The 24807-nt window shown below is 66.6% G+C and carries 24 protein-coding genes; 12 read left to right on the top strand and 12 right to left on the bottom strand.

The features are described from left to right. Position 1 precedes the first annotated feature (1 nt). The 6 genes from fdh3B to IE209_RS34370 all read left to right on the top strand — a co-directional run bounded on the left by fdh3B (position 2) and on the right by IE209_RS34370 (position 5038). A complete protein-coding gene (gene fdh3B / locus IE209_RS21555; RefSeq protein ID WP_189688966.1) occupies positions 2-595 on the top strand; it encodes a formate dehydrogenase FDH3 subunit beta in 594 nt (197 codons plus the stop codon). Beyond that, complete coding sequence (locus tag IE209_RS21560; protein WP_189688967.1) at positions 595-828, top strand: hypothetical protein; 234 nt, start codon at positions 595-597, stop codon at positions 826-828. Before fdh3B ends, IE209_RS21560 begins: the two co-directional genes overlap by 1 nt. A 22-nt stretch (positions 829-850) precedes the next feature. After that, a complete protein-coding gene (locus tag IE209_RS21565; RefSeq protein ID WP_189688968.1) occupies positions 851-2020 on the top strand; it encodes a formate dehydrogenase subunit gamma in 1170 nt (389 codons plus the stop codon). Between the two features lie 20 nt (positions 2021-2040). Further along, positions 2041-2412, top strand: a complete 372-nt coding sequence (locus IE209_RS21570) for a hypothetical protein (protein WP_189688969.1) — start codon at positions 2041-2043, stop codon at positions 2410-2412. A 65-nt stretch (positions 2413-2477) separates the two neighbouring features. Beyond that, complete coding sequence (locus IE209_RS21575) at positions 2478-3302, top strand: formate dehydrogenase accessory sulfurtransferase FdhD (RefSeq protein ID WP_189688970.1); 825 nt, start codon at positions 2478-2480, stop codon at positions 3300-3302. A 260-nt stretch (positions 3303-3562) separates the two neighbouring features. Then, complete coding sequence (locus IE209_RS34370) at positions 3563-5038, top strand: ABC transporter permease (protein ID WP_189688971.1); 1476 nt, start codon at positions 3563-3565, stop codon at positions 5036-5038. A 6-nt stretch (positions 5039-5044) separates the two neighbouring features. On the opposite strand, the gene IE209_RS21585 is transcribed toward IE209_RS34370, so the two are convergent. Further along, complete coding sequence (locus IE209_RS21585) at positions 5045-5716, bottom strand: hemerythrin domain-containing protein (RefSeq protein ID WP_189688972.1); 672 nt, start codon at positions 5714-5716, stop codon at positions 5045-5047. Between the two features lie 222 nt (positions 5717-5938). On the opposite strand from IE209_RS21585, the gene IE209_RS21590 reads away from it, so the two are divergent. Beyond that, a complete protein-coding gene (locus IE209_RS21590) occupies positions 5939-8557 on the top strand; it encodes a winged helix-turn-helix domain-containing protein (protein ID WP_189688973.1) in 2619 nt (872 codons plus the stop codon). A gap of 42 nt (positions 8558-8599) precedes the next feature. Here the strand turns inward: IE209_RS21590 and IE209_RS21595 are convergent, their stop codons facing one another. Next, a complete protein-coding gene (locus tag IE209_RS21595; RefSeq protein ID WP_189688974.1) occupies positions 8600-9502 on the bottom strand; it encodes a LysR substrate-binding domain-containing protein in 903 nt (300 codons plus the stop codon). Positions 9503-9643: 141 nt separating this feature from the next. Between IE209_RS21595 and IE209_RS21600 the strand changes: the two genes are divergently transcribed. Continuing rightward, a complete protein-coding gene (locus IE209_RS21600) occupies positions 9644-9985 on the top strand; it encodes a nuclear transport factor 2 family protein (protein ID WP_189688975.1) in 342 nt (113 codons plus the stop codon). A 9-nt stretch (positions 9986-9994) separates the two neighbouring features. Here IE209_RS21600 and flgB read toward each other — a convergent pair whose 3' ends face one another. The 3 genes from flgB to IE209_RS21615 form a co-directional block, all read right to left on the bottom strand. Further along, positions 9995-10456: a flagellar basal body rod protein FlgB gene (gene flgB / locus IE209_RS21605; RefSeq protein ID WP_189688976.1), complete on the bottom strand. Its 462-nt coding sequence runs from the start codon at positions 10454-10456 to the stop codon at positions 9995-9997. Positions 10457-10647: 191 nt separating this feature from the next. Next, positions 10648-11454 (bottom strand): outer envelope protein, encoded by an 807-nt coding sequence (locus IE209_RS21610; RefSeq protein ID WP_373305397.1) that lies wholly within the window; start codon positions 11452-11454, stop codon positions 10648-10650. 726 nt (positions 11455-12180) lie between these two features. Next, positions 12181-12546: a hypothetical protein gene (locus IE209_RS21615; protein ID WP_189688977.1), complete on the bottom strand. Its 366-nt coding sequence runs from the start codon at positions 12544-12546 to the stop codon at positions 12181-12183. Between the two features lie 55 nt (positions 12547-12601). On the opposite strand from IE209_RS21615, the gene IE209_RS21620 reads away from it, so the two are divergent. After that, entirely contained in the window at positions 12602-13978 is a 1377-nt protein-coding gene (locus tag IE209_RS21620) for a histidine kinase dimerization/phospho-acceptor domain-containing protein (protein WP_189688978.1), read from the top strand. Positions 13979-14125: 147 nt separating this feature from the next. Here the strand turns inward: IE209_RS21620 and IE209_RS21625 are convergent, their stop codons facing one another. Together IE209_RS21625 and IE209_RS21630 are read right to left on the bottom strand one after the other, a co-directional pair. Next, positions 14126-14785: a DsbA family protein gene (locus IE209_RS21625; RefSeq protein WP_189688979.1), complete on the bottom strand. Its 660-nt coding sequence runs from the start codon at positions 14783-14785 to the stop codon at positions 14126-14128. Further along, positions 14782-15243, bottom strand: a complete 462-nt coding sequence (locus tag IE209_RS21630) for a disulfide bond formation protein B (RefSeq protein ID WP_189688980.1) — start codon at positions 15241-15243, stop codon at positions 14782-14784. Before IE209_RS21630 ends, IE209_RS21625 begins: the two co-directional genes overlap by 4 nt. A 960-nt stretch (positions 15244-16203) precedes the next feature. Here IE209_RS21630 and IE209_RS21635 point away from each other — a divergent pair. Then, the gene (locus IE209_RS21635) at positions 16204-16548 is read left to right on the top strand and encodes a four-helix bundle copper-binding protein (RefSeq protein ID WP_189688981.1); all 345 of its coding nucleotides are present in this window, start codon (positions 16204-16206) and stop codon (positions 16546-16548) included. A gap of 212 nt (positions 16549-16760) precedes the next feature. Here IE209_RS21635 and IE209_RS21640 read toward each other — a convergent pair whose 3' ends face one another. The 5 genes from IE209_RS21640 to IE209_RS21660 form a co-directional block, all read right to left on the bottom strand. After that, positions 16761-17771, bottom strand: a complete 1011-nt coding sequence (locus tag IE209_RS21640) for a glycosyltransferase family 2 protein (RefSeq protein ID WP_189689026.1) — start codon at positions 17769-17771, stop codon at positions 16761-16763. Positions 17772-17840: 69 nt separating this feature from the next. After that, a complete protein-coding gene (locus tag IE209_RS21645) occupies positions 17841-18332 on the bottom strand; it encodes an Rrf2 family transcriptional regulator (protein WP_189688982.1) in 492 nt (163 codons plus the stop codon). A gap of 157 nt (positions 18333-18489) precedes the next feature. Further along, positions 18490-19035, bottom strand: a complete 546-nt coding sequence (locus tag IE209_RS21650) for a hypothetical protein (protein ID WP_189688983.1) — start codon at positions 19033-19035, stop codon at positions 18490-18492. A 50-nt stretch (positions 19036-19085) separates the two neighbouring features. Then, entirely contained in the window at positions 19086-20750 is a 1665-nt protein-coding gene (locus IE209_RS21655; protein WP_189688984.1) for a phosphoethanolamine transferase, read from the bottom strand. A 391-nt stretch (positions 20751-21141) separates the two neighbouring features. Beyond that, on the bottom strand, positions 21142-22206 hold the full coding sequence (locus IE209_RS21660) for a porin (RefSeq protein ID WP_189688985.1): 1065 nt from the start codon (positions 22204-22206) through the stop codon (positions 21142-21144). Positions 22207-22563: 357 nt separating this feature from the next. On the opposite strand from IE209_RS21660, the gene IE209_RS21665 reads away from it, so the two are divergent. Together IE209_RS21665 and IE209_RS21670 are read left to right on the top strand one after the other, a co-directional pair. Beyond that, positions 22564-24084: a tetratricopeptide repeat protein gene (locus IE209_RS21665; RefSeq protein ID WP_189688986.1), complete on the top strand. Its 1521-nt coding sequence runs from the start codon at positions 22564-22566 to the stop codon at positions 24082-24084. Positions 24085-24127: 43 nt separating this feature from the next. After that, complete coding sequence (locus tag IE209_RS21670; protein ID WP_189688987.1) at positions 24128-24802, top strand: winged helix-turn-helix domain-containing protein; 675 nt, start codon at positions 24128-24130, stop codon at positions 24800-24802. Positions 24803-24807 lie beyond the last annotated feature (5 nt).

Below are 24807 nucleotides of genomic sequence, written 5' to 3' on the forward strand. Positions count from 1 at the left end.
CATGGCACGCATGAAATTCATCTGCGACTCGGAGCGCTGCATCGAGTGCAACGGCTGCGTCACGGCCTGCAAGGCCGAGAACGATGTGCCCTGGGGCGTGAACCGGCGCCGCGTGGTCACCATGGGCGATGGCCAGCCCGGCGAGAAGAGCATCTCGGTGGCCTGCATGCATTGCAGCGACGCGCCCTGCATGGCAGTGTGCCCGGTGGACTGCTTCTACCGCACCGACGAGGGCGTGGTGCTGCACGACAAGGACGTGTGCATCGGCTGCGGCTACTGCAGCTACGCCTGCCCGTTCGGCGCGCCGCAGTTCCCGAGCAACGGCACCTTCGGCCTGCGCGGCAAGATGGACAAGTGCACCTTCTGCGCCGGCGGCCCCGAGGAGCACGGCAGCGCCGCCGAGAACGAGAAGTACGGCCGCAACCGGCTGTCCGAAGGCAAGCTGCCGGCTTGCGCCGAGATGTGCTCGACCAAGGCCTTGTTGGGCGGCGACGGCGACGTGGTGGCCGAGATCTTCCGCACCCGCGTGCTGCACCGCGGCAAGGGCAGCGAAGTGTGGGGCTGGGGCACGGCCTACGGAAAGCCGAGCAAGTGATGGCCCGCGCAACCCTGCTCAGCACCGTGCTGGCCGCCGCCGCGCTGCTGCTCGGTGGCTGCGGCGAAAAGCCCCAGCATGCGGGCACCAGCCACGGCAACAGCACGCCGGCCTGGAACGGCCCGCAGACCGGCTTCACCGCCGCGGGCTGGAAGGTCGGCGACCAGGCCAGCTGGGACGAGCAGATCAAGCAGCGCAACCGCGGCCAGAACGAGTACCTGCGGCTGCCGTGACCCCGATGCAAAGGCCCCGACCATGAACAAGGCGCTTTCCCGCTGGATCGCGGTCGCCCTGCTGGGCGCGGCGAGTGCCTGGGCCCAGGCACCGGACCCGGCCGCTCCCCCCGCTGCTGCACCCGCCACGGCCCCCGCCGCCACGGCCTCGAACGGCCCGCCGCCCGGCTTCGTGGCACCGGCCGAACCGCAGGCCGACGACAGCAACGCGGCGCGCGCCAAATCGCAGCCCGGCAACAACGCGCCGTTCTGGCGTGGCGTGCGCAACTCGGGCGAGACCGCGGGCGTGACCCAGGTGCAGGGCCTGGAGACGGGCGTGCTGATCCAGCGCTTCGAACGCTACCCGGGCGTGGACTACGCCACGGCCGGCGAAGCCTGGCGCCAGGTGCGCAACCGCTTCATCATTCCCTACGGTGGCGCGCTGATGCTGATCGCACTGGTGGCCATCGCGCTGTTCTATTTCGGCCGCGGCACCATGGGCCACGCCAGCGCGGAAGGCGGCCGGCGCATCGAGCGCTTCACGCCCTTCGAGCGCGCCGCGCACTGGCTCAACGCCATCGCCTTCGTGCTGCTGGGCATCTCGGGCATCGTCATGGCCTTCGGCAAGTTCCTGCTGCTGCCGTGGATGGGGCACACCGTCTTCGGCCTCGTCACCTACTGGCTCAAGACGCTGCACAACTTCGTCGGGCCGCTGTTCGCCGTCTCGCTGCTGGTGATCTTCTTCACCTTCGTGAAGGACAACCTGCCGCGCCGCGAGGACTGGACCTGGGTCAAGAAGGCCGGCGGCATGTTCTCCGGCCACGAGGTGCCCTCGCACCGCTTCAACGCCGGCGAGAAGGGCATCTTCTGGGGTGGGGTGTTCGTGCTGGGCCTGACCGTGGTGCTCTCCGGCCTGGTGCTGGACCACCTCGTGCCCAACCTCCCCTACACGCGCGGCACCATGCAGATCGCCCACATGTTCCACGCCACGGGCGCGGTGCTGATGCTGTGCGCCTTCTTCGGCCACATCTACCTGGGCACGCTGGGCATGCGCGGTGCCTACACGGCCATGCGCAAGGGCTACGTCAGCGAGGCCTGGGCCCAGGAACACCACGCGCTCTGGTACGAAGATATCCGGGCCGGCAGGATTCCCGCGCAGCGCTCGGGCGAGCCGGCCGCCAAGGACGCCCTGCCCCAGGCCCGCCAGGCATGAGCCGCCCTCTGGAGACCCCGATGAGACACACCGCCCTGCTGGCCCTCGCCCTCGTCGCCGGCGCAGCCTCGGCCAAGCTGCCCCCGCTGTCGGACGAAGCCAAGGCCAAGGCCGCCGAGACCGCGGCACGCACGGCCTGGTCCGACAAGGTCGCGGCCTACCAGCTGTGCCAGGCCATGGACCGGGTGGCCGCCGGCTACCTCGCGCATGCGCGCGCCGAGGGCAAGGCAGTGCAGCCGACGCCCACGCCGCCCTGCAGCGACCCGGGCGCGTTCACCTACGTTCCGCCCGAGTCCAAGCCCATCGAGGCTGCCGGTGCGCACTCGCCGCCCCAGACGGCCGCCACGCCGCACAACACCACGCAGCCCGCGGCCGCGGGGACCAAGCCCTGAACACGCCCGCCGCCCGCGGGTTCGAAGCCAGCACCGCGCACCAACCGCGGCCCGGCGCGCCGCGCATGACGCAGGCGGGCGCGCCGCTGTTGCGCAGCATCGAGATCCTCGACCAGCACGGCGCGCGCCGCGCGATCGAGATCCCGGCCGAACGGCCGCTGACCGTGTTCGTCGACAAGCGCGAACTCGTGACGCTGATGACGCTGGGCGCCCAGCCCGAACTGCTGGTGCTGGGCTATCTGCTCAACCAGCGGCTCATCGCCGGGCTCGACGACGTGCAGTCCATCAGCGTGGACTGGGAGGTCGATGCGGCGGCCGTTCACACGCGCGCCGGGCTGGCCGATCTGGAGGCCCGCACGGCCCACCGCATCGTCACCACGGGCTGCGGCCAGGGCACGGTGTTCGGCGAGGCCATGGGCGCGCTCGACGGCCTGCGGCTGCCCGACGCCCAGGCCGCGCGCATCACGCAGCGCCAGCTCTACGCGCTGCTGGACAACCTGAAGCAGCGCGACACCGTGCACCGCCGGGCCGGCTCGGTGCACGGCTGCGCGCTGTTCCAGGGGGGCCGCATGCTGGTCTTCGCCGAGGACGTGGGCCGCCACAACGCCATCGACACCATTGCCGGCTGGATGCTGGTGCACGGCGTGGACGGCGCCGACAAGGTCTTCTTCACCACCGGCCGGCTGACCAGCGAGATGGTGATCAAGGCCGCGCAGATGGGCGTGCCCATCGTGGTCTCGCGCAACGGCGTGACGGCCATGGGCCACGATCTGGCCACGCGCCTGGGCATGTGCCTGTTCGGCCGCGCGGCCAACCGGCACTTCCTGTGCTACACGGGCCTGGAACGCTTCGACGCCGAGCCCCAGGCGGCCGGCCCCGCCCTGACCTGAGAACGTGTGAACGAGCCGCTCACACCCACGCGAGGCCCCCGATGAGCTGCCGTTTTCATCATGAGCGTTGCGCTCGGGGCCTCGCCCTTCGGGCCGGGGCGCGCCAGGCCGCATGCGGGCGTTGCGGTCCTTGCCCGGGCACGAGCCCGGGCTGCGGCCCGCGCCTACGCCTGCGGCCCGCCGCACCCCGTCGTGGGCGCGATCGGTTCATTCACACGTTCTGAGCGGCGGCGCGGCTGCACCGACAATGCAGCCCCGCGATGCACACCCTCACCGACAGCTGGGCACTGGCCTGGCACCTCGTGCAGGCCGACCCCGAACTGCTGGGCATCACGGCGCTCTCGCTGCGCATCAGCGGCACCGCCACAGCCGTGGGCGCACTGGTCGGGCTGTTGCTGGGCGCCTGGCTTGCGGTGGCACGCTTTCCCGGCCAGGGGCTGCTGGTCTGGCTGCTCAACACGCTGCTAGCCCTGCCGGCGGTGGTGGTGGGCCTGCTGGTCTACCTGCTGCTGTCGCGCGCGGGGCCGCTGGGCGCGCTGGGCATCCTCTTCACGCCGACCGCCATGGTGGTGGCGCAGAGCGTGCTCGTCACGCCCTTGATCGCGGCCCTGACGCGCCGGCTCGTGCTGGCGGCGCTGGCCGAGGGCGGCGACCAGCTACGCGCCCTGGGCGCGCGGCCCTTCGCCGCGGCACTGCTGATGCTGGTGCACGACCGCCTCGGCGTGGCCACCGTGCTGCTGACGGCTTTCGCCCGCGCCATTGCCGAGGTCGGCGCGGTGATGATCGTGGGCGGCAACATCGCCGGCGTCACGCGCGTGATGACCACCACCATCGCGCTGGAGACCAGCAAGGGCGACCTGGGGCTGGCGCTGGCGCTGGGCTGCGTGCTGCTGGCCGTGGTCGGCGCCGTCAACGGCGCCATCGGCCTGCTGCACTGGCTGGGCGGCCGGGTGCCGCCAGGCCCGCCGCCCCAGCCTGCACCGGCCGTGGACCTGCAGCGGCAGGCGGCCCCCATGGCGGCGGCCGCGCCACTCATCGTGGCCGAGCAGCTCTCGGTGCGTTTCGGGCCCGTGCTGGCGCTGGACGCCATCTCGCTCACGCTGCAGCGCGGCGACCGGCTCGTGCTGGTGGGCGCCAACGGCTCCGGCAAGACCACCTTGCTGCAGGCCCTGCACGGCCTGCTGCCCAGCGCGGGCCGCTGCACACGCCTGGCGCTGCAGCCCGAGGGCCGCCTGCCGCGCACCGCCATGGTGTTCCAGCGGCCATTCCTGCTGCGCCTGTCGGTCTGGCGCAATGTCTGGGTCGGCCTGTGGCTGGCCGGGGTGCCCGCCGCCGAGCGCCACGCACGCTGCCATGCGGCGCTCGCGCGCGTCGGGCTGCTCGCGCAGGCCCACCGGCCGGCACGGGCGTTGTCGGGCGGCCAGCAGCAGCGCCTGGGGCTGGCCAGGGCTTGGAGCCTGCAGCCGGACATCCTGTTCCTGGACGAGCCCACCGCCAGCCTGGACCCGGGCGCGCAGCGCGAGATCGAGGCGCTGGTGCAGGCCCTGGCCGCCGACGGCGTCACGCTCGTGATGAGCACCCACCACCTGGGCCAGGCCCGGCGCCTGGCCACGCGCGTGGCCTACCTGCAGGGCGGGCGGCTGGTCGTGGAGCGCGGCGTGGCGCAGTTCTTCGACGGCGCACCGCTGCCGCCGCCGGCGGCGCAGTTCCTGCTGGGCGAGCTGGGCTGGCGCTGAAGCGGCTCAGGCCGCGAGGGCCGCGGGGCTGGACACCGGCGCCAGCGCCCGGCACAGCTTGGCCCAGTCCTGGTCGTCCAGCAGTGCCTGCGCCTGCGCCAGCACCGGCGGCCGGGCCTCGGGCGGCAAGCCGCCGACCAGCTGCGCACGCTCGGCGGGACTGAACGCGCGCAGCATCCAGTGCAGCCACTGGCCCATCTCCTGCGGCCCGATGCTGGCGAGGATGCGGCCCTCGATGGCGGCCAGCTCGGCATCGCTGTAGGCGGCCCACAGGGCCTGGTTGTGGCGCGTCTCTTCCACGTCCATGTGCTCGAAGTTCTCGGCGACGAAGGCCGCCAGCTGGCGATACAGGCGGTGCGCCGCCGCCGGCTCGGGCAGCGCGCGCAGGGCCGCGGCCTGGGCGCGCAGCGCGGCGATCGCGTCCAGATGCTCGCGGTGCTCGGCCGCGACGCGGCCGCTGGCGCCGCTGCTGCGGGCCTCGATGGCCGGGTGGATGAAGTCGTTCTCGTGCCGCAGGTGGGCGCTGGCGCCATCGAGCAGCGCGTCGAGCCGGGCGAGGCCGTCGGCCAGGTCCTGGGCGTCGTCCAGGTCCATCCGGCCCAGGCCTTGCAGCGTGTCGGTCATGAACAGGCGCAGGGCCTTGTGGATGGGGGCGTAGATGTTGTAGCGGGTGTGCATGGTGGGGTGAAGCCGTGGTGGTGAAGGAGGCGCCAGTGTTGCGGCCGGCGGCGGCGCCGGCATCGCCCCGACGGGCCATCGCCGGGAGCCACCGGCATGGCTCCTTGCGGGCCACGGCCGTGGCCCGTTCGGCCGATGGCCGCGCCGCTGCGCCGGCCCGCTGAGCGCGGGCCGCGCGCGGGGCCTGGCCTTCCTAGAATCGGCCGGCCCACCGCCCCGCGCATGGACCTCCGAACACCCAACGCCCCGGCCAGCAAGTACCGCATCCCGCGCCCGCGGCGTGATGCCGTGCCACGCCCGGCGCTGCTGGCGCGCGCGCTGGAGCGTGCCGCCGACGCCAGGCTGGTGCTGGTGCAGGCGCCGGCCGGTTTCGGCAAGACCACGCTGCTCGTGCAACTGGCCACCGCCCTGGCCGCCACGCCCGGCACCGAGGTGGTCTGGGTCTCGCTCGATGCAGAGGACAACGACGCCAACCGCCTGTTCGCCGCGCTGTTCGGCGCGCTCGCGGCGCTGGACCTGCCCTGGCCCGTTCCTCCGGCCACGGTACTGGCCCAGCTGCAGGACGCCAGCCCCGCCGCGCGCACCGCGCTCGGTGCCCTGCTCGATGCGCTGGGCGGCCGGCCGCAGGCCCGCATCGCCATCGTGCTGGACGACCTGCACCATGTCAGCGATGCGGCCGCGCTGCAGCTGCTGGACACCTTGATCGCCCGCGCACCGCCCGAGCTGTGCCTGTTCATCGGCAGCCGCGTTGCACCGCCTTTGTCGCTGGCGCGCTGGCGGGCCGGCGGCGAACTCGTGGAACTGGGCCTGGAGGACCTGCAGTTCGACCTGGACGCCGCCCAGGCGCTGTGCCGGCTGCGCGGCCTGCAGGCCCCTGCCGACGACGCACTGCAAACCGTGCTGGCGCGCACGCACGGCTGGGTCGCCGGCCTGCACCTGGTGCTGGGCAGCGCGCGCCAGGGCAGCGGCATGCCCACGCTGGCGGGCCCGGCCGCCCACCGCCATCTGTTCGACTACTTCGCGCAGGAAGTGCTGGCCGCGCTGCCACCGCCCTTGCAGCAGTTCCTGTTGCACAGCAGCGTGCTGCCCGAGCTCAGCCCGCCGCTGTGCGAGGCCGTCACCGGCCGCGGCGATGCCCGCGCCGTGCTGGACGATCTGTTCGACCGCCAGCTCTTCCTGAGCGCGCTGGACGAGACCGTGCCGGTGCTGCGCCTGCACGACCTGTTCCGCGACTTCCTGCGCGGCGAGCTCGACCGCCGCGCACCCGGCCTGGCCGCCGAACTGCACGCCCGCGCCGCCGCGGCCGAGACCCGGGCCGAACGCGCCGTGCCGCACTGGCTGGCCGCCGGCCGCTGGCCCGAGGCCCTGGCCGCGCTGCGCCAGATGGCCGAAGGGCTGCTGGCCGTGGGTGGCACCCACCGCCTCGAGCGCTGGCTGGAGCAGTTGCCGCCGCAGTGGCGCGAGACACAGCCCGATGCGGCCCTGCTGCGCGGCCTGTGCGCCTGGTCGCGCTGGGACTGGGTGCTGGCACGCGACGAGTTCCAGCGCAGCCACGATGCCTTCGCACGGCAGGGCCAGCCGCGCGAGCGCTGCGTGGCGCTGGGCATGCTGGGCGCCTGCCACAACGCGCTGGGCGACCTGGAACGGGCCGGCCAGGTGCTGGCCATGGCGGCCGATGCGCCGCTGCCGGCCGCGCTGCAGGTGCCCTTCGACTCGCTGGCGGCTTGGCACGGCGTGGCGCGCGGCGATGGCGCGGCCGTGGTCGCCGGCCTGGCCGCGATGGCGGACAACGCGGCGCTGGCGCCGGCGGCGCGCTATCCCAACATCGTGGACATGAGCTATGGCCACTTCATCGGCCTGCCCGGCACGCGGCCGCTCATGGAGCGGCTGCGCCGGCTCTGCCAGGACGAGGTCCAGGTGCCGGCGCTGGACGCCTGGCTGGCCTTCTGGCACGGCGACCCCGCCGCGGCCCGGGCGGCGCTGGAGGCACTGCTGCAACTGCAGCGCCAGTTGCCCGGCGACGTGATGCTGGGCATCAGCGCGCTGCACCTGCACAGCCTGCAGCTCGCAGCCCAAGGCCGGGCCGCCGAAGCCCTGGCCGTGATCGCGCCCGTGGGCGACCGCATGACACCGGGCTTCAGCCAGGGCTGGCGGCGCACCTATGTCCACGTGCAGGCCCGCATCCATTGGCGGGCCGAGGACGCCGAGGGCCTGGCCGCGCTGCTGCCGCTGCTGTCCCGGCCGCGCTCGCCGCGCGAATGGCCGGTGCTGGACACCGGCGCCGCGCTGGTGCAGGGCCAGCATGCGCTCCTGTGCGGCGACCTGCCGGCGGCCAGCGCCCTGCTGGAGCAGGCCGTGGTTTTGCAGCGTGGCGGGCGGCTGCCGGCCTTCATGGGCGATGCGCGTTGTGCGCTGGCCCTGTGCCGCGCGGCCCAGGGCGCGCTGGATGCCGCCGCCGCGGCGTTGGACGCGGTGCTGGCCGAGGCCATCGACGACGCCGGCCTGGGCCTGGTGCTGGAGCCACCCGGCCGGCTGCAGGCGCTGTGGCAGGCCGTGGGCCCGCGCCTGCGTTGCCCGGCCAGCGCACAGGCCGCGCTGCGCCGCCGCCTCGCAGCCTGGCAGACGCCGCATGCGCCCGAGGCCGCCATGCCACCGGACGACCCCTTGTCCACACGCGAGCGCGAGGTGCTGGCCCTGCTGGCCGAGGGCCAGAGCAACAAGCTCATCGCCCGCGCGCTGGAGCTGAGCCAGCACACGGTCAAGCGCCATGTGGCCAACATCCTGACCAAGCTGGCGCTGGACAGCCGCACGCAGGCGGCGGCGTACTGGCACCGGCGCTGAGCAGCGGCGGGCGGCGGCACCACGCTGCCCGCGCCGTCGTCTTCACCCGTTGCCTTCCGCGAACGCGCGTGCGCTCTGCACGAAGACGCGGAACGCGGCGGGCGGGTTCTTCCTGCCGGGGTAGTACAGCGACAGCGGCGCCAGGGCCGGCGTCCAGTCCTCCAGCACCCGCACCAGTCGGCCGGCCGCCAGGTCCTCGCGCACGTCCGCCTCCATGACGTAGCCGAGCCCGACGCCGCTTTGCGCGGCGATCCGGACCAGGCTGGGCTCATCGAGCGTGAGGGCGCCTTGCACATCGATCTGGACGGTCTCCCCTTCCTTCTCGAACCTCCAGCGGAACAAGGCATGGTTGGGCAGCCGTGCCCGGATGCAAGGGAAGCGGTGCAGGTCGGTCGGCACGATCGGTCTGCCGTGCATGCGCAGAAAGTCGGGCGATGCGACGACGGCATTGCTGCGCGGCAGGCCGAGCGAGAGGGACACCATGTCGCTGGGCACGAGATCGGCCGGCCTCAGCCCCATGTCGAAGCCAGCCGCGACGATGTCCACCAGGCGCCCCTCCGTGACCAGGTCGACATGCACCTGGGGGTGGCGGCGGAGGAACGACAGGACGAGGGGCGCCATCACCTCACGCGCCGCCGATGCGAAGGCATTGATGCGCAAGATGCCGCTCGGCGTCTCCTGCAGCGACTGCGCCGCGTGCATGGCGTCGTGGATGTCGGTCATCGCCGGCCCTACCCGCTCGACGAAGGCCTTGCCCGCGTCGGTGAGCGAAACGCTGCGCGTGGTGCGGTTGAACAGGCGAATGCCCAGGCGCTGCTCGAGCTTGCCGATGGCGTTGCTCAAGGCCGTCGTGGACATGCCCAGCTCCAACGCCGCACCCCGGAAGGAGTTGCGCCGCGCAACCGCCAGGACGGCATCCAGATCGGCCAGTACAGAGCGCGTCATTGTCCCGATTTTCGAAATAGCTCATCCTATTTTGTCCAGATTGTCGCGGCAATCCTTCGGTCCTAAATTCCTCCCGTCGGCTCTGCGAAGGGGCCGCAAGCCTCTCAAAGGCTGTTCTGTTCAACCCCATTGGAGCACTGAATGACTGTCAACTTGCCGCGCAGCATCGCCGCCTATTTCGAAGCCGACCGCCACGGCGGCCCGGACGCGGTCGCCGCCGCCTTCACCCCCGACGGCGTGGTGAAAGACGAAGGAAAGACCCACCAGGGCCGGGACGCCACCCGCGCATGGAAGGCCGGCACCACGCAGAAGTACACCTACACGATGGAGCCGTTCGCCGTCGCCACCGACGAGGGGCAGACGCAGGTCACCGTTCAGTCCCAGAAGACCCTTCACCCTCAATTTCTGACGCGCATGATCCGCTCGGAATGGTGGTTCAGCCGTGGTACGTGCAAAGATCCTCCGCAAGCCTCGCGGGGGTGATTTCCGTCCTCAACGCGAAGCCGTTCGTGGATCACCAGCCGCCGCCTTGAACTCCTTAAGTTCGTCCTCGTACACCTGCATCGCAAGTTCGTACAAGATCGAGTTTTTTGCAATCTTGGCGGTCTGGGTGTTCATGTCCACGGAGTTGTTGTCCAGTTGCGGCTGGTCGGGCTGCTCGTAGCCCGCCAGCTCGAGCGTGCTCCGCGGCCGCACCATGGATTCGGGGCCAAAATGCCTGTCGGCCTTTGCATCCAGCTGCGGCCCGTTCGCCCTGGTCAAAGCATCCTCCATGGTGTCGGCAAAACTCAGGTCCCGCGCTTTGTAGCCGGGTGTGTCCACGTTCGCGATGTTGCTTGCCAGGATCGCCTGTCTGCGCCCACGCATCACCACCGCATCGCCACGCCACTCCTCGGTCGCGCCGATGCGGTCGGACAGCGATCCGATGCGAAGAAATCTGCTTGCAGGCTCCATGACTACCTCACTTAACGTTGGACATCAATCGCCCAGCGCAACCGTCCGATGCATCCGAGCCGCAGGCTCGACGGTGGCCGGGGGCATAGGCAGTTCCCCTCGGTGCAATGGCGAGGCCAGATCGACCATGCGCGCATGAGCGAAGGGAGCATGAGCTTGATCGGCATGTCGATCGCATGCGCGCGGGCCTCTCAGAAATGGAAGTCTGCACGGAGCATCGGCGTCTTTGCGAACGACCCCGGAACCGACTTGAGGTTGCCAAACTTGTTCCGCCAGTACTGATACCCGAGCCCCACACGGAACGTCTTGGGGCCCGCGCTGATGTGCGGCGACACGTCGTACCAGAGCGTCGCATCCAAATTCGTCTCGGCGGAAGTTCCCCCGCCAAATTCGTTGCGGCCTTTGGCGGCGATCCAGTTCAGATAGCCCTCGAACGACAGACCGGTGCCGCCCACAGGAATGCCCCACGCCACGTTGAGCATGGGATGAACGTCGTAGGAATACCTCTCCGAAATCGCGCGAGGCCTGTTGCTCTCCCACAAGGCGTAGACGCCCACGTTCACGAAGCCAGGCACGTCCATCATGAACGTTGGCCCAAGGACGAGCATCCGCTTGCGCGAGCCATAACCTGGGTCGTTCTTCGTGTTCGCATCGAAGCCCGCAGTCACGCCAACGCCACGGACTGGTCCGAATGCCATCGACCTCCCGGTCACCTTTCCCAGGTCCAGCGTGTGCCGGTACACCAGGTAGATTTCCTGAGCGTTGCTGTCCTTGCTGTCCGACATCAAGAAGTCGACATTGAAGAAGTTCGTGCCGTACTTGTAGCCGCTCGAATGGGTGAGGTTGACGATCGTCTTTTCGATGTCGTTCGGGTTGTAGGGTTCGGCGAACTTCGTGCCGTACCGCACCCCCACCGACGTGTCGCTCCAATCGGCGGCACTCGCGGCACCACCTCCAAACGCAAGCCCTGCCGTCAACGCAACCATGGCCTTCATCATGACTTCTGTCCCTCCTGGTTTGTTCGCTGTTATTGAAAGACGCGCCGTCATGAGGGTTACGCCTATCCAGTCCGGTGTGCGCCAGCGAGCGTCCTTCCCCTAGCACCCGGGCGCGAGCGGCGACAGGGCCCATGGCCCTGCACGACGCTGAGCGAATTCTCAGAACGCCAAGTGCGCATCTCTTCGTCAAAAAGGTGACATCTTTGTCATCCGCCCGTCATGTACAAAACCCGATCCCGGCGTGGCGTGCCATCTCGCGGCGATCGGCGCATCGATCACGGGGCGGTCAATTGGACAGAGGCCGGATGCGCAGCCGCTGTCAGAAGTCCGACCTGTCAGGCCGTCCAAGATGACCCATTTGTCATCTGATTTGAGGCCGAATGCCAGATCCGGCCTGAACAATGGGCCACTCCTGCGGGGACATGACCAGACCATGCCAGTGCAACCACGGCAAGCGCGCGACGTTCCACGTCTCCGCCCCCCTCAATGCTCTACTGCAGGTGCTCGATGCTGAACGCAAGCCGCACAAGCCACCTTTCGGCTTCCCGCCGGTCCGTCGACACAGGCAGGCGATTGCTGGTCGCCAGCGCAATTCCCATGCTTGTCGGCATCGCTGGCTGCGCGAGCACCCCTCGCCCGCCACGTGACCAAAGCACGTTGTACTGCCATCGAAGCAAGCTGGAGCACTACATCAAGGGCCCCTGCATAGACAAACCCGTGCCGTCGCTAGACGCCGACGCCGATGCCAAGAGCTTCAAAGCCGACCCAGAGCATCTGACGGTCTTCGTCGTCCGACACAGCTGGGCAGATGGACAAGATCTCGTCGTCGTCCGAGCCGACCAACAGCCAGGCGTTCAGACCCTTCCAGACACCTTCGTGCGCATTCGATTCACACCCGGAAAGCACCTTCTTGCGCTGTCGTTCGAAGAGCAGCGCGACTTCATCCATGTGCAGGGGAACGCGGGCGACGTTCAGTTCGTACGCCTCAAAGGCGTCGGGTTGTCTTGGCGCGTTCGCTACCGGTGGACCCTGGAAGACGACGCCGACCTTCGCCAACGCGCGTTGAAGTCCCGACTGGTCGCGGACTTGCACGTCCACTGATCCCCGCATCTGCGCCGCTCGGCGGTCGCGTTTCGCTTACTGCTCCATGGTTTCCAACTCCCGCGCATCTCTGCCATCGCTGCGACGACGACTCCTCGCGCAACTCTCGTTTGCCGTCACAGCCTGGATCATCGTCGTTGGATCCATCGCCTATCAAGCCACCCTGACCAGCGTGGAGGACTTGGTGGACTCGCACCTCGCCAACGTCGGTGCACTTCTGGCAGCGCTCAACCCACGGGACATTGGCCAGGCAAGCGCCTCGTCGATGCGGCAAACCTCACTGACCCTGTCGGTCACGGACGCAGCGGGTAGGACCGTTCTTCACACAGGTTCAGCACCTCTTCCGCCTGCGGACGTAGGGAACGGCTTCGCAACCCTTTCGCTAGGTCCTGACGGTCGAGCATGGCGGGTCTTCACCCGCACGCGCTCGGAAGACGGCGCGAAGGTGTCGGTGCTCATGGATCAGGCAGATCGTGGCAATCCTGTCGACCAGCTCACCGAGCACATCGCCACGGTCGCCATGTGGCTGTTGCCCGTACTGCTGCTGTCGTTGGCATGGATCGTGAAACGCGGCCTGAATCCTGTTTCCAAGCTGGGCCACGAGATGCGTGCAACGTGCTTTGGCTCACAGACACCGTTCAAGGCGTCGCACGAAGAGCTTGTTCCGCTGACGCAGACGCTTGTGCGGCTGGCCGAGTCGCACGAGGCGGCACTTCGGCGTGAACGAGATCTGGTCGACGGGTTCGTGCACGAACTTCGAACGCCCCTCACTTCCCTTCAGCTGCACGCCAACCTGATGCGTCGTCCGATGACGCCGGCCCAGCAAGCCACTGTCGTTGACCAGATCCAGATCGACGCGTGCAGAGCCGGGACTACGCTGGCCGATCTGCTCACGCTCGCAAGGAGCAAGTCCATCGACAGCATGAGCGGAGTGCGGAGCTTCGATCTTGCCGCCCTGCTCCGCAAACTGGTCGACGACCACCGCAAGGAAGCGCAGAGCAAACAGCAGACACTCGTCATCGCTGCGCCATCGATGTGCGTCACGAGCGGCCATCCAGGGCTCCTTGACCTGGCGGTTCGCAATCTCATCACCAACGCGATCGGCCACGCACCGAGCGGAGCGACCATTGAGGTGCGGCTCAAGGGCATACCGGCCGTCGTCGAGGTGCGCGACAACGGCGCGGCGCAGAGCGGGACCGTTGATTTCGGAACAAATCTTCTCGGCCTTGGATTCGGCCATCGATTCATCCGAGAGGTCGCGCGATCTCACAACGGCGCCTTCCGTGCAACCGGCCCCGACAGCGACGGGTGGCGAACGTACGCGATCGAACTCGGGCGAAATCTCACGGCGCAAGAGCAGCCATCCCGCTCCGTCGACGCCGTAGCCGAGCGCCGGCTCGCCCACGCGGCGTCCGAAGCTTGACCACGGAGATGCTGGCGAGGCTATTGTTCTGAATCTAAGACATGGGTTCGCGCCGAGTGGCAGGCGGCCCATAGAACGCCCCCCTTCCAACCGCCCGAAGCTGACGTAGCGGCCTGTCATGGTCGATATGTGCTGTCTGCACGCCTCTCACTGGCCATAGGCAAGCTCGACCTCGCGCTGCACGAGTTCCAGCAACTGCTCGTAGCCGAAGCGCTCCAGCGGCTTGCCGTTGACGAAAAAACCCGGCGTGCGCGTCACGTTCAGGCTGCGCGCATCGGCCATGTCCTGCGCGATGACGGCCTTCACCTGCGCTGTGTCGACGGCGGCCTTCGCCTTGGCGATGTCCAGGCCGCTTTGCGCCAGGTAACCCCACAGCAGCTGGGGCCGCGGATTGGCGTGCGAGGCCCAGCTGTCCTGGGTCGCCAGGACGACCTCGACCACGGGCACGAACAGCTGCTGGTCGTGCGCGGCCACCAGAATCTTGGCGGCCAGGTCGGCGCCATAGTGGAAGGGCACGAAGCGCACCACGAGCTGCACCCGGCCCTGGCTGTCGTCGACCAGTTTCTTGACGGCCGGATAGAACGCACGGCACGTCTCACAGGCGGGGTCGAAGAACTCCGTCAGCCGCACCTTGGCCGCTGGGTCGCCGTAGGTCGGCGAATGGGCACGAGCGAACACCCCTTCGTTGCTGCGAGCCAGTTCTTGCTGTGCAGCGGCCTGGCTTCGTTGGTAGAGAAAGCTGCCCAGGGCGAAGGCAGCCAGGGCGAGCGAGGCGATGAGCGCCAGCGCGATTCGTTTGCGGGTCATGGTCGGGATGGACGTTGTGCTGCCACCAGGAACAGCAGGATGAGGGAAAAGGCGGCGAGCGAGAGCAGCGGGATCGTGACGAACCCGGCCAGCTCCAGCTTCACCTCGGTGCACGAGGGACCCTGGCCGCAAGGCTGCAAGGCCTCGGGAACGAAGCCCCTGTAGACCAGCCAGTGGTAGCCGGCCAGCAACCAACCGGCTGCGGCCAGCGGCAGCGCGTAACGGATGCAGCTCCGGTCCTGCGCGAAGGCACCGATGCCCAGGATCAACACCAGCGGGAACATGGCGATGCGCTGGTACCAGCACAGCACGCAGGGCTGAAGTTGCATCACCTCGCTGAAGAACAGCGCACCGAGGGTAGCGACGAGCGCAACGGTCCAGGACAGCGCGATGGCGATCCAGGCGGAGCGCGTCAGGGACGCAGCAATCGTGGTGCTGCCGACAGAGGCAATCTTCATGGTGTGCGCGGTTGCGCAGCCTCACCGCGAGCGAATGGGCTGCCTGCGTGAATTGCAAAGCCGTCGGTGTGCACGGTGAGCACACGTGGACGGAGGACAGGCCTGCCGATGCCAGGCCGAGGGGCGGCGGGTCGGCTAGGTGCGGGCCACCAAGGGCGGGCGCAACAGAGCATCCAGCGGGGGTTCGGGCAGGAACGGTCCTGCAAGGGCAAACGGTGGGACATCCTGCCAGAAGCCCAAGGACATGTTCCGCCCGACCAAGGCTGTGCCGACGCCTGAGCAGGCTCTGCAGTCGCCTTGGTCTGCGCCTTCGGCAACGGTTGCCGCCGAGCTGTCGCACCCCAAATCGAAGGCGACACGCACAGCGTCGTCCTGACCTTGGGAACTGGAGCGAAAGCTGGCGTTCTCGCGCTCGCACATGCTTGCGGTCCAAGCCCCCTGGAGGGACAACAGGCAAAGCATGAAGAGGACGAAGAAGCGACGCACGCGTCGAGTCTACCGACAACCCGCTATCGGAGGCGCGCCTCAGCGACAAGCGCCTGAGCCTGCACCCGTCTACCGAGATCAATCAACTCGATTCGAACGCATCTCTCCACGCTACCGACCGCAACAGTGGTAAAGACATTGACGTCGGCGCATGACAGTTTTCAAACAGCATTGACCGAATGAGGAAAGGTTGGCGTCACCGATTTCACGGTTCTGACAGGGAGCGTTGGCGTGAAGTTGCACCGCCGGCGGAGTTGGCTTGGTTGCGCATGCGCAAGCATCGTGCAACGGTGACAAGCCGGTCTTGAAACCGACACGCGTTCCATGACGCCGCGGGAGGGGCAGCCCACCTCGGGATAGCGCTTGCGCCTACAACTCTGGAAACTGGCAGCGATATGGTCGTGGTGGGTCACAAAGCCCAACCCATCACCGGCTCCAAAAGCCTCTCGACAAACCTCTCAACCGGAGATGCCCATGCATCAGAACCAAAGCCACGCCGACACCATCAAGGACTGCCTCGAGTGCCATCGACTCTGCACCGAAGCGATCGCACATGTGCTGCACGGCAAGTCCTCCCATTCGGAAAGCAAGCACCTCGTCGCCCTGCTCGACTGCTCGCAGCTCTGCCTTCTTTGCGCAGACTTCATGACGCGCAACTCGCCGCACCACGCTCACATTTGCGCCGAGTGCGCCGAAGTTTGCAATGCTTGCGCCGACCTGTGCGAGCAGCACGCGGACCCGGACGGGGTCATGAAGCAGTGTGCGGAAGCATGCCGCAAATGCGCCGCCTCGTGCGGGCACGTTCACAAGGGCGCCTGATTCGTAGGCATGTGTCCTCGACGCCTGTCATCCCCTCCTAGGGAAAGGCGCCGAGGATGTCTTGCACAGACGGCGCGACCAAGCCGCTTGAGCGCTGTAAACGCTCGGGCAGCACCTGGTAGCCGCGGCCGTCGGCGAACCAACCTTCCCATGGTCGCGCGACGTCAGACCTAGGTCCGCCGACCAGGGCGCAACACGGACGGGGCATCGGTTCAGAGCTTCGCTTCGGGGGTCTCGGGCTCTTCGCGCAGGTGGTACTGCCTGCCGCCACCGCTCTCGTAGTAGATGCGCATCATGACCTCGCCGATCAGCCCGGCGACGACCAGCTGCAGACCCACCAGCACCAGCATCACGCCGGCCAGCAGCAGCGGGCGGCCGCCGATGGCCTCGCCGGCCAGCTTCTGCGCGAACAGCCAGGCCAGGATCAGCGCGCCCGGCGTGGCCAGCCACAGGCCCAGGCCGCCGAAGGCGTGCAGCGGGCGCTGGCGGTAGCGCAGGAAGAACAGCACCAGCACCAGGTCGAGCACGACACGGAAGGTGCGGTCGATGCCGTACTTGGACTGGCCCTTGGCGCGCGCATGGTGGCGCACGGGCACCTCGGCGATGCGCGCGCCGGCGTCGTGCGCCAGCAGCGGCAGGAAGCGGTGCAGCTCGCCGTAGAGCCGGATGCGGTCGACGATGGGGCGCCGGTAGGCCTTCAGCGCGCAGCCGTAGTCGTGCAGTTGCAGGCCAGTGGTGCGCGAGATCAGCCGGTTGGCCAGCATCGAGGGCAGCTTGCGCGACAAGGCCTTGTCCTGGCGGTTCTGGCGCCAGCCCGACAGGGAGTCGAGCTCGGGCTCGGCGTCCAGCCGGTCCAGCAGCCCGGGGATGTCCAGCGGGTCGTTCTGCAGGTCGGCGTCCAGCGTCACCACGTAGCTGCCGCGCACGCGGTCGAAGCCGGCCTGCAGCGCGCAGGACTGGCCGTAGTTGCGTGCCAGGCAGACCGGGCGCAGCCAGGGCCGCTCGCGGGCCAGCTGGCGCAGCAGCGCGGGCGTGCCGTCGCGCGAGCCGTCGTCCACGGCGAGCAGCTCGAAGCTGCGGCCGCTGGCCTGCATGGCCTCGCCCACGCGTGCGACCAGGTCGGACACGCTCTCGGCCTCGTCGAACATCGGCACGACGATGGACACCTCGGGACAGGACGGGATGACGCCATCCCCGGAAGGAACCACCTCCACCGCTTCCATCAGTCGCAAAGATCGCATGGACACCACGACGTGGTCACGTTCGAAAAGCCAACTTTGTGAGGCAACACGTCATCCTTTCCGTGCTAGGTAGTCGCCGTACGTGAACGCCGATGTGGGAGGCAGAATCTGCCCGTTTGGCGACGCAGCGTCCCGCTCTGCTTCGTCGATGGGGTTGGCCAACATCAACGACCACAGAGAGATTCCGTTCAGGAATCGCAACACCTCGGTGGACAAACCGTTCCACAAGTCTGGGGCATCGCGCGAATCCCGTTCTTGGTCCTTTGCAGCACACCGTGCGTCGTGCGCGGCTTGCTCTTCGACCGCCAGGATGATCTGCGCGATCGTGATGTCCTTCGGGCTACGCCCCAGCGTGTATCCGCCACCGGGCCCACGTATGCCATCCACGATGCCTTGGCGTCTCAGTCGCGAGAACATTTGTTCAAGGTACGACACGGAGATGAGCTGCCGCTTGCTGATGGACGACAACGGAACCGCATGCCGGTGCTGGCGAAGCGCCATGTCGAGCACCGCGTTCACGGCAAGACGTCCCTTGGTTGTCATCCTCATTGCAGTGCCTCACAACGGCTGGCGTTCCGCGGTTCCCATTGGCCTTCCTCTTTCCGACTGCATCGCATGATCTTCCGATGCCACGACGCTGCGACCACCCCTGGACAGACGATCCATCAGCTCCTCGCCCACGCTGACGGTCGAAGATCCGTCAACCAAGCACAACATCCGCTACAAGCCTTGTCTTTGCCGCCCGCCGTCGAAGGCTTTCTGCACCTTCGTCGGTCCACCGGTACCGCCCCCGCCAAGACAGTCCAAAGCTCAGCAGACGAACAAAGCGCACTTGGCCGGCCTCGCCTCGCACGCCAATCTCATCTGTTTGATCCCTGAACTCCAAAGCAAGCACGTGCGCACCTGGCCGTAGCCGAAGACGCACCAACGTGTCGGGAAGCGTTTCGACCGCCGGATGCGAGGCAGCACGAACACGGACCACCACGGCCCCGTCCGCCCATCCCTGCCGCACCACGAAGACCGTCAGAAACCCCGGATCGGCCTCGAACCTCTTGGCGGCGCTGTCCATCGCCTGAGACGGTACGGGGCCGGCCAAACAAGGCCCTTTGATGTACGGCTCCAGCTTGCTTCGGTAGCAGAACGGATCGTCTTCCTCCGACGCATCCTTCGACGTCGCGCAGCCAGATAGAGTGGTGACTGCAGGGAGTAAGGCTGCCACCACGGTTCGACGCCCGATCTTGACCATAGTGTGCTCCGCTCCCTGCTCACTTCTACACAACGGGCCCGCGGTCATCGTCAGATAGGGCCTTTGGCACTGCGGGTTGCCGAGTTCACGTCCGATGCACGACATCCCGCGAACACGTCCAGGTTCTCTCGATACGTGCCGGCGCGTGTGCCTGTAAGCCCCAACATCGAGTGGTAAAGGTTGTCGTGAGACAGCGTGTCCTTGCGACGCGACAAGCAGGCAACATCCAATTGCAGGCGAACCCTCGTCGCTGCGGGGAGCCATGCGACGAAGGGAACTTCCTTCTGAACCTGGGGAGCAAACTCATAGGGCATTCCGTGAAGGAAAAGCCCCTTCTCTCCCAACGATTCGCCGTGATCGGAAACGAAGACCATGGCTGTGTCCAGCCGATCCGATCGGGCTTCCAGCTCGCGGATCGTCTGATCGAGGATGAAGTCGGAATAGCGTACTGCGTTGTCGTAGGCGTTGACGACCTGCTCGACCGAGCACCGGTTCAGGGCGTTGTCGCGACATACCGGGCCAAATGCTTCGAACTCGGTGGGGTAACGAAGGTAGTACGCGGGACCGTGCTGACCCTTCATGTGCATGACGATCACCGTGTCGCGCTCGACGTTTGCAAGCCGTGCCTTGAGTGCTTCGACGAGCACTTCGTCCGTGCAGCCACCTTCACCGCAATCCTTGGCTGCGGCGGCGGGCACATCGATGACCTGTACGCGATCGCAAACGCCTTTGCATCCGGAGTTGTTGCTCAACCACCAGACGTCCAATCCGGCCGCCTGGAGCACATCCAAAAGACTTTCGCGGCGGTACGCGAGACCGTCGTCGTAGCCTTGTCGGCCCACGTCGAGGAACATGCACGGAAGCGAGACCGCCGTCGCCGTTCCGCAAGACGCCGCCTTGCCAAAGTTCACGAGGCTCGCTCGTTTGGACAGCAGCGGGGCCGTAGGACGGTCGTAGCCGTTCCACGGGAGATTCGCAGCACGCATCGTCTCGCCCACAACCATCACGAACACCATCGGACGTCGCGACTGCGCCGCGCTCTCGGTCCGTGTAGCGCCTGTCGAAACGACTTCGAGTCGCTGGCTCGGCTTAAGGCGCGCTTTGACGTAGCCGTGTGCGGCTGACAGGTAGTTGGTTGGCACCAGCTGCAACCGAAGATCGCGGTGGTTGCGAAACAGAGAGGTGTAGGCCGCAGTTTGGAACACCAGAATCATTCCTGCGACGAACACGATGGCCGAAACGACGATCACCTTGTCTGTGACCGTTGCCACCAGGCCTCTCGGAAGCCGCGGCCACCACGCCACGGCGAGCGCGGGCAGCACGCCGAAGCCAACAATCCAGAATGCCAACGATGGGCTCAGCAACTCCCGCGCCTCTGCCACGTCCGTCTCCATGACGTTGGTGAGCATGCCCCGGTCGAAAGCGATGCCGTATCGGTGCATGAAGTACGCCACAGCAGCCGACAGCACAAGGATCGTGCAGAGAACGGGCTTGGCAGCGCGCCCCCATGTCAGCAGTTCCAACGTCAGCCAAACCCACGCCAACGCGAAGACTGGGAGCGTCAGAAGATAGGCGGCGTGCTCAGCGTCCCATCCCCCGGTCGCTTGCCACAGAGATACCCAGAATGGCTCGTTCAGAAGTGCCAGGAGCCAAAGTGCTGCAGCCAGGTTCAGCACCGACCCTCTGACGGCTGCGGGGCGGTTGCGCGCCCTCACGGCGTCTCCCCTCCGTGCTTCGGGGACGATCGGATTACTCCGGCGCTGGGTGAATAATCCCTTTCCACACCTTCCGCTTGTCCCACGGAAATGGGCGAGGGCATGCCGCGCCAAATGCGCAAGCGCAAACAGCGCCCGGATTTTACCGGCCGCCAGATAATTGGAACCATCGACTGCTACTGATCTTGAACGGTAGGGCATTCTTAGAAACCCATCCGCAATATTTCGATCATGAAAATGACAAATCAGTCATCTTGCAGTTAACCGGAACGCACTTTTTGTCGTTATTGAAAAAAGAGGCCATGGCCCTCTATGAGCGACCATGGCCAATGGCCCGTAATTGCTACGGACTCATCACCCATTGAAAGTGTTTATGGGGTCTGGCGATTCGTCAGAAGCTGTGCTTGATGCCCACCTCGGCACCGGTGGAGTTGCCGGACCAGCCACCCGGCGTCGGTGCACCACCGGCGATGGCGAAGTTCGCGCCGCCGTCGTTGCTGACGCGGGAGACCGTGCCGTAGATGGAGGTGCGCTTGGACATGTTGTGGACGTAGCCGATCGCCCACTTGTCAGCATCGCTGTCGTTGTAGCCGGCCGTGCCCTTGCGAGCGTTGGTGCGAACGTACGATGCGCGGATCTGGTCGTTGCCGATCGGGATGTTGACGCCAATCAGCCAGCGATCTTCGGAACCGGCCGTGACTCCGGCGGTGCCGTAGGTGCCGAACGGCAGATCGTCGCGGTACATGCTTGCGATCAGCTGCGCCACGCCGAAGTTGTACGAGCCAGCCAAGCCCAGCTGCTTGTACTTGCCGGTGCTGGTGCCGTTGTAAGCAACGTTGGTGGTGCCGTAGGAGAGAGAAACGCTCACCGGGCCGTTGTCGTACGACAAACGACCGGACATGTGGCGACCGGTGTTGCTGGTTGCCTGCTCGTCAGGAGCGAACATGAACTCTGCCTGCAGACCGCCGAAGTTCGGGGTGAAGTAGCCGACAGCGTTGTCGTGGCGGTAGTAGGAGGCGATGGCGCCGGGGATGCGGCTGGTCACGTTCTGGCCGCCGATACCGATCACACCAAACGGGTCGTACTTGAAGGAATGCACGGAGGCGGGCGAGAAATCGCGGCCCAGGCGGATCTCACCCCAGTTGCCCATCAGGCTCACCGTGGAACGACGCTGGAACATCTTGCCCGTGGGGCTGATGGTTCCGGTGTCGGCATTGACGTCCGATTCCAGCCAGAAGCCGGCCTTCAGGCCGCCGCCGAGGTCCTCCACGCCACGGAAGCCGAGACGGCCGGACGACAAGCCGCTGTTGCTCATGCCGTAGTTGCTGCTCAGGCCGCTGTTCTTGACGTAGCGAACGTTCGCGTCGACGACGCCGAACAGGGTCACAGAAGACTGCGCGCTTGCGCCGAGGGATGCGGCGGCGAGCGAGAGTGCCAGTGCGCGATTGATTTTCATGCGAGGTCCTTGCGAGTGGAAATTGCGGTTGTTTCGATGCCTTATTTCTGACATCGACCGAAATCCTAGGAGTGCGCACCTCGACTTTGGGCGTGTGATACGGATCGAAGGGATCAACGCAAGTCAATCTTCCAGAAAGTCCATATCAGGCGTTTCTTCAGGCCAACGCTTGCGATCGCAGTTTTTCACCGGCTTTTCAATCCGCCGTCAAACCTGACTTTCGAATATCAAATTTGTCATCTCTTTGACGAGGAATTGCCGTCTTGCCGTTTCGAGAATGTGCGTTCTTTGCAGATTCCCTTCGGGTGTCAGCAGAACTCCAGTTCTCGGGGCGCGTGTGGCCCCATAAGGGTCTACATGCGGCGCCAGGACATTCAGCTGCGATTGCTTGCCAAACAGGGCGATGCTGACGCCCGTCTCAAGCTTGGGGAGGCATACCTGCAAGGCACTTCAGGGTTCGTCCGCAACGTCCCTGTCGCGCTTTCGTACCTGCAAGCCGCCCTCGCTCAAGCGCCCAAGGAAGCGGCCTGCACCATCGCCAATGGCTTGGAATTGCAGGAGATCCTGGAGTTCGATCAGTTGCAGGTCTTGAAGACCGCCGCCGAACACGAAGACGCGTCGCGGCTGAAGCTCGCTGCGTGGCGGTTGGTCTGCGGAGATCTTGCCGAGGCGAAGAGCCTGTTGTCCCGATGCGCCGATTCGATTCGGTCGGCCCATGCGGCGCTGACGGAATCGACCGTCGGCAGCGTCTTGGCCTTCATTCAGGAGGTCCAGCCGATGGACGTGCCCGAGGTGATCAGACGCACTGCCGCAGCTGCACTCGGTGAAAACCAACTTGATGTGGCGGTCCGCATGCTCCGGCTGCTGCCCGAACCTTACGACGCACTCCCTGTCCCCGTCACTCAGCTGATCGTGGAAGTGATCCGGCACGCAGAGCAGAACGCGAAGCCCCTGGGCAGCTTGCCAATCAGCTTGGTCGAATGCGCTCTCGACCGATGTGCCTCATCCGGCGATGTCTACGCCAGCCATGCTCTCGGACGAGCACTTGCCGGCGTGCGGTGTGGTGAGCTTCCAGCGGAACGTCTGGTCTCGTCTCCGCAGTTGCGAAAGGCGGCGGCCTACCTTTTGCGCGCGGCTGACGGCGGGATCTCCGAAGCATGGCTTCACCTGTATCGGATCTGCGCCGACTACCGCGGATCGGTTGCCAATCCTATGATGGCGCGTTTCTGTCTCGAGAAGGCGGTGCAGCACGGCATCGCGGAAGCGCAACGTCGGCTGGGAGCGTTGGAGCTGCGTGAGGCTACCGAGATCGAATCGATGGAGAAGGCTGTGAGCCTGCTTTTTCGAGCGTCTCGCAAAGGGGATCACATCGCGCGCGTCATGCTCCAATCGCTGGTTCTCCCGGTTCAGAAGGACGAAGCGCAAGCTCAAGCCGCGATTCGAGAGATCGAACGCTCGTTGCCTCTGCTGGCCATGCGCTTGCGACTCGCGCGGGTCTTTGGCTTGACGAAATTGGAGGCGATGTCCGTCAATCCTGCGAGCGGACGACGCCCGTGGGGACTTGTGGTTGGAAAGAATCCCTTCGTGCTCAAGATGCGCTTGGCGGAGCCTCGAGCCGTACCTGCCACGTCCGAAGCCGCACTGGAGTGCTTGGAACGTGCTGCGGCGATGTTTGGCCGCGACGGCGCAGAGGGCACGGTCTCGGAGGCACCGCTGCGCGCTCGCACCCTCCAGCAACGGCGCATCTTCGAAAGACTGGACCTCAGCGAGGATCTGTTCTTCGCCTCCGCAACTTCGCAGCAACGCGACTCCCTAAGAATCGGGACGAAGTGGGCTCAAAAACAGCGTCAGACGCTGCAAATGGCGTTGGCTGATTGACAGCGCCGATCACACGGAAAGGCTGCGGCGCAGCCACGTATGCATGAGAGTTTTGATTGTCGACGACCAACGTTCCTATGCCGACTATTTGGCTCAGGGACTGGTCCACAACGGTTTCAGCGTCGACATCGCTGCCGATGGCGTTCAAGGGCGAGACTTGGCGCTTGGGCGAGACTACAGTCTGGTGGTTCTGGACCTTCGCTTGCCCGGACTTGATGGATTCTCCGTACTCAAGGCCGTTCGCCAGCAGAAGGCGACCCCGGTCATCGTGGTGACGGGCCTCGACAGCTTGGACGACAAGGTCACTTGTCTGCAAAGTGGCGCGGACGACTACCTGATCAAGCCGATCGCCATGTCGGAGTTTCTTGCGAGAGTCGGACTGCATGTTCGGCGAGGATGCGCCCCCTCTGGCAGCGGAGCGCGATTGGAAATCGCCGATCTGGTGCTCGACCTGTCTCGCAAACGTGCCGAGCGGTCTGGACAGCGATTGGATCTCACGCGCAAGGAGTTCGCGCTGTTGATGGTTCTCCTCGAGCACCCGGGCGAAGTCGTTTCGCGAGATGTCATTGCCGAGCGTGTTTGGAACGTTCAATTCGACGCAACGACCAACATCATCGACGTGGCCATCCGTCGCCTTCGCCGCAAGCTCGACGATCCGTACGCGTCGAAGCTTCTGCACACGGTTCGGGGTCTGGGCTATGTCCTCGAAGAGCGTTGAGAAGG

This window comes from Pseudorhodoferax aquiterrae, from assembly GCF_014652235.1.
In the GTDB taxonomy this organism is placed as follows: domain Bacteria; phylum Pseudomonadota; class Gammaproteobacteria; order Burkholderiales; family Burkholderiaceae_C; genus Pseudorhodoferax; species Pseudorhodoferax aquiterrae.

What these genes read in the sequence shown, in the direction of transcription:
- IE209_RS21600 (WP_189688975.1), top strand. Translation starts at nt 9,644, where the DNA reads ATGACTGTCAACTTGCCGCGCAGCATCGCCGCCTATTTCGAAGCCGAC.
- IE209_RS21670 (WP_189688987.1), top strand. Translation starts at nt 24,128, where the DNA reads ATGAGAGTTTTGATTGTCGACGACCAACGTTCCTATGCCGACTATTTG.
- IE209_RS21590 (WP_189688973.1), top strand. Translation starts at nt 5,939, where the DNA reads ATGGACCTCCGAACACCCAACGCCCCGGCCAGCAAGTACCGCATCCCG.
- IE209_RS21610 (WP_373305397.1), bottom strand. Translation starts at nt 11,454, where the DNA reads ATGATGAAGGCCATGGTTGCGTTGACGGCAGGGCTTGCGTTTGGAGGT.
- IE209_RS21630 (WP_189688980.1), bottom strand. Translation starts at nt 15,243, where the DNA reads ATGAAGATTGCCTCTGTCGGCAGCACCACGATTGCTGCGTCCCTGACG.
- IE209_RS21625 (WP_189688979.1), bottom strand. Translation starts at nt 14,785, where the DNA reads ATGACCCGCAAACGAATCGCGCTGGCGCTCATCGCCTCGCTCGCCCTG.
- IE209_RS21565 (WP_189688968.1), top strand. Translation starts at nt 851, where the DNA reads ATGAACAAGGCGCTTTCCCGCTGGATCGCGGTCGCCCTGCTGGGCGCG.
- IE209_RS21665 (WP_189688986.1), top strand. Translation starts at nt 22,564, where the DNA reads ATGCGGCGCCAGGACATTCAGCTGCGATTGCTTGCCAAACAGGGCGAT.
- IE209_RS21620 (WP_189688978.1), top strand. Translation starts at nt 12,602, where the DNA reads ATGGTTTCCAACTCCCGCGCATCTCTGCCATCGCTGCGACGACGACTC.
- IE209_RS21560 (WP_189688967.1), top strand. Translation starts at nt 595, where the DNA reads ATGGCCCGCGCAACCCTGCTCAGCACCGTGCTGGCCGCCGCCGCGCTG.
- IE209_RS34370 (WP_189688971.1), top strand. Translation starts at nt 3,563, where the DNA reads ATGCACACCCTCACCGACAGCTGGGCACTGGCCTGGCACCTCGTGCAG.
- IE209_RS21650 (WP_189688983.1), bottom strand. Translation starts at nt 19,035, where the DNA reads ATGGTCAAGATCGGGCGTCGAACCGTGGTGGCAGCCTTACTCCCTGCA.
- IE209_RS21595 (WP_189688974.1), bottom strand. Translation starts at nt 9,502, where the DNA reads ATGACGCGCTCTGTACTGGCCGATCTGGATGCCGTCCTGGCGGTTGCG.
- IE209_RS21570 (WP_189688969.1), top strand. Translation starts at nt 2,041, where the DNA reads ATGAGACACACCGCCCTGCTGGCCCTCGCCCTCGTCGCCGGCGCAGCC.
- flgB (WP_189688976.1), bottom strand. Translation starts at nt 10,456, where the DNA reads ATGGAGCCTGCAAGCAGATTTCTTCGCATCGGATCGCTGTCCGACCGC.
- IE209_RS21645 (WP_189688982.1), bottom strand. Translation starts at nt 18,332, where the DNA reads ATGACAACCAAGGGACGTCTTGCCGTGAACGCGGTGCTCGACATGGCG.
- IE209_RS21575 (WP_189688970.1), top strand. Translation starts at nt 2,478, where the DNA reads ATGACGCAGGCGGGCGCGCCGCTGTTGCGCAGCATCGAGATCCTCGAC.
- IE209_RS21585 (WP_189688972.1), bottom strand. Translation starts at nt 5,716, where the DNA reads ATGCACACCCGCTACAACATCTACGCCCCCATCCACAAGGCCCTGCGC.
- IE209_RS21660 (WP_189688985.1), bottom strand. Translation starts at nt 22,206, where the DNA reads ATGAAAATCAATCGCGCACTGGCACTCTCGCTCGCCGCCGCATCCCTC.
- IE209_RS21640 (WP_189689026.1), bottom strand. Translation starts at nt 17,771, where the DNA reads ATGGAAGCGGTGGAGGTGGTTCCTTCCGGGGATGGCGTCATCCCGTCC.
- IE209_RS21635 (WP_189688981.1), top strand. Translation starts at nt 16,204, where the DNA reads ATGCATCAGAACCAAAGCCACGCCGACACCATCAAGGACTGCCTCGAG.
- fdh3B (WP_189688966.1), top strand. Translation starts at nt 2, where the DNA reads ATGGCACGCATGAAATTCATCTGCGACTCGGAGCGCTGCATCGAGTGC.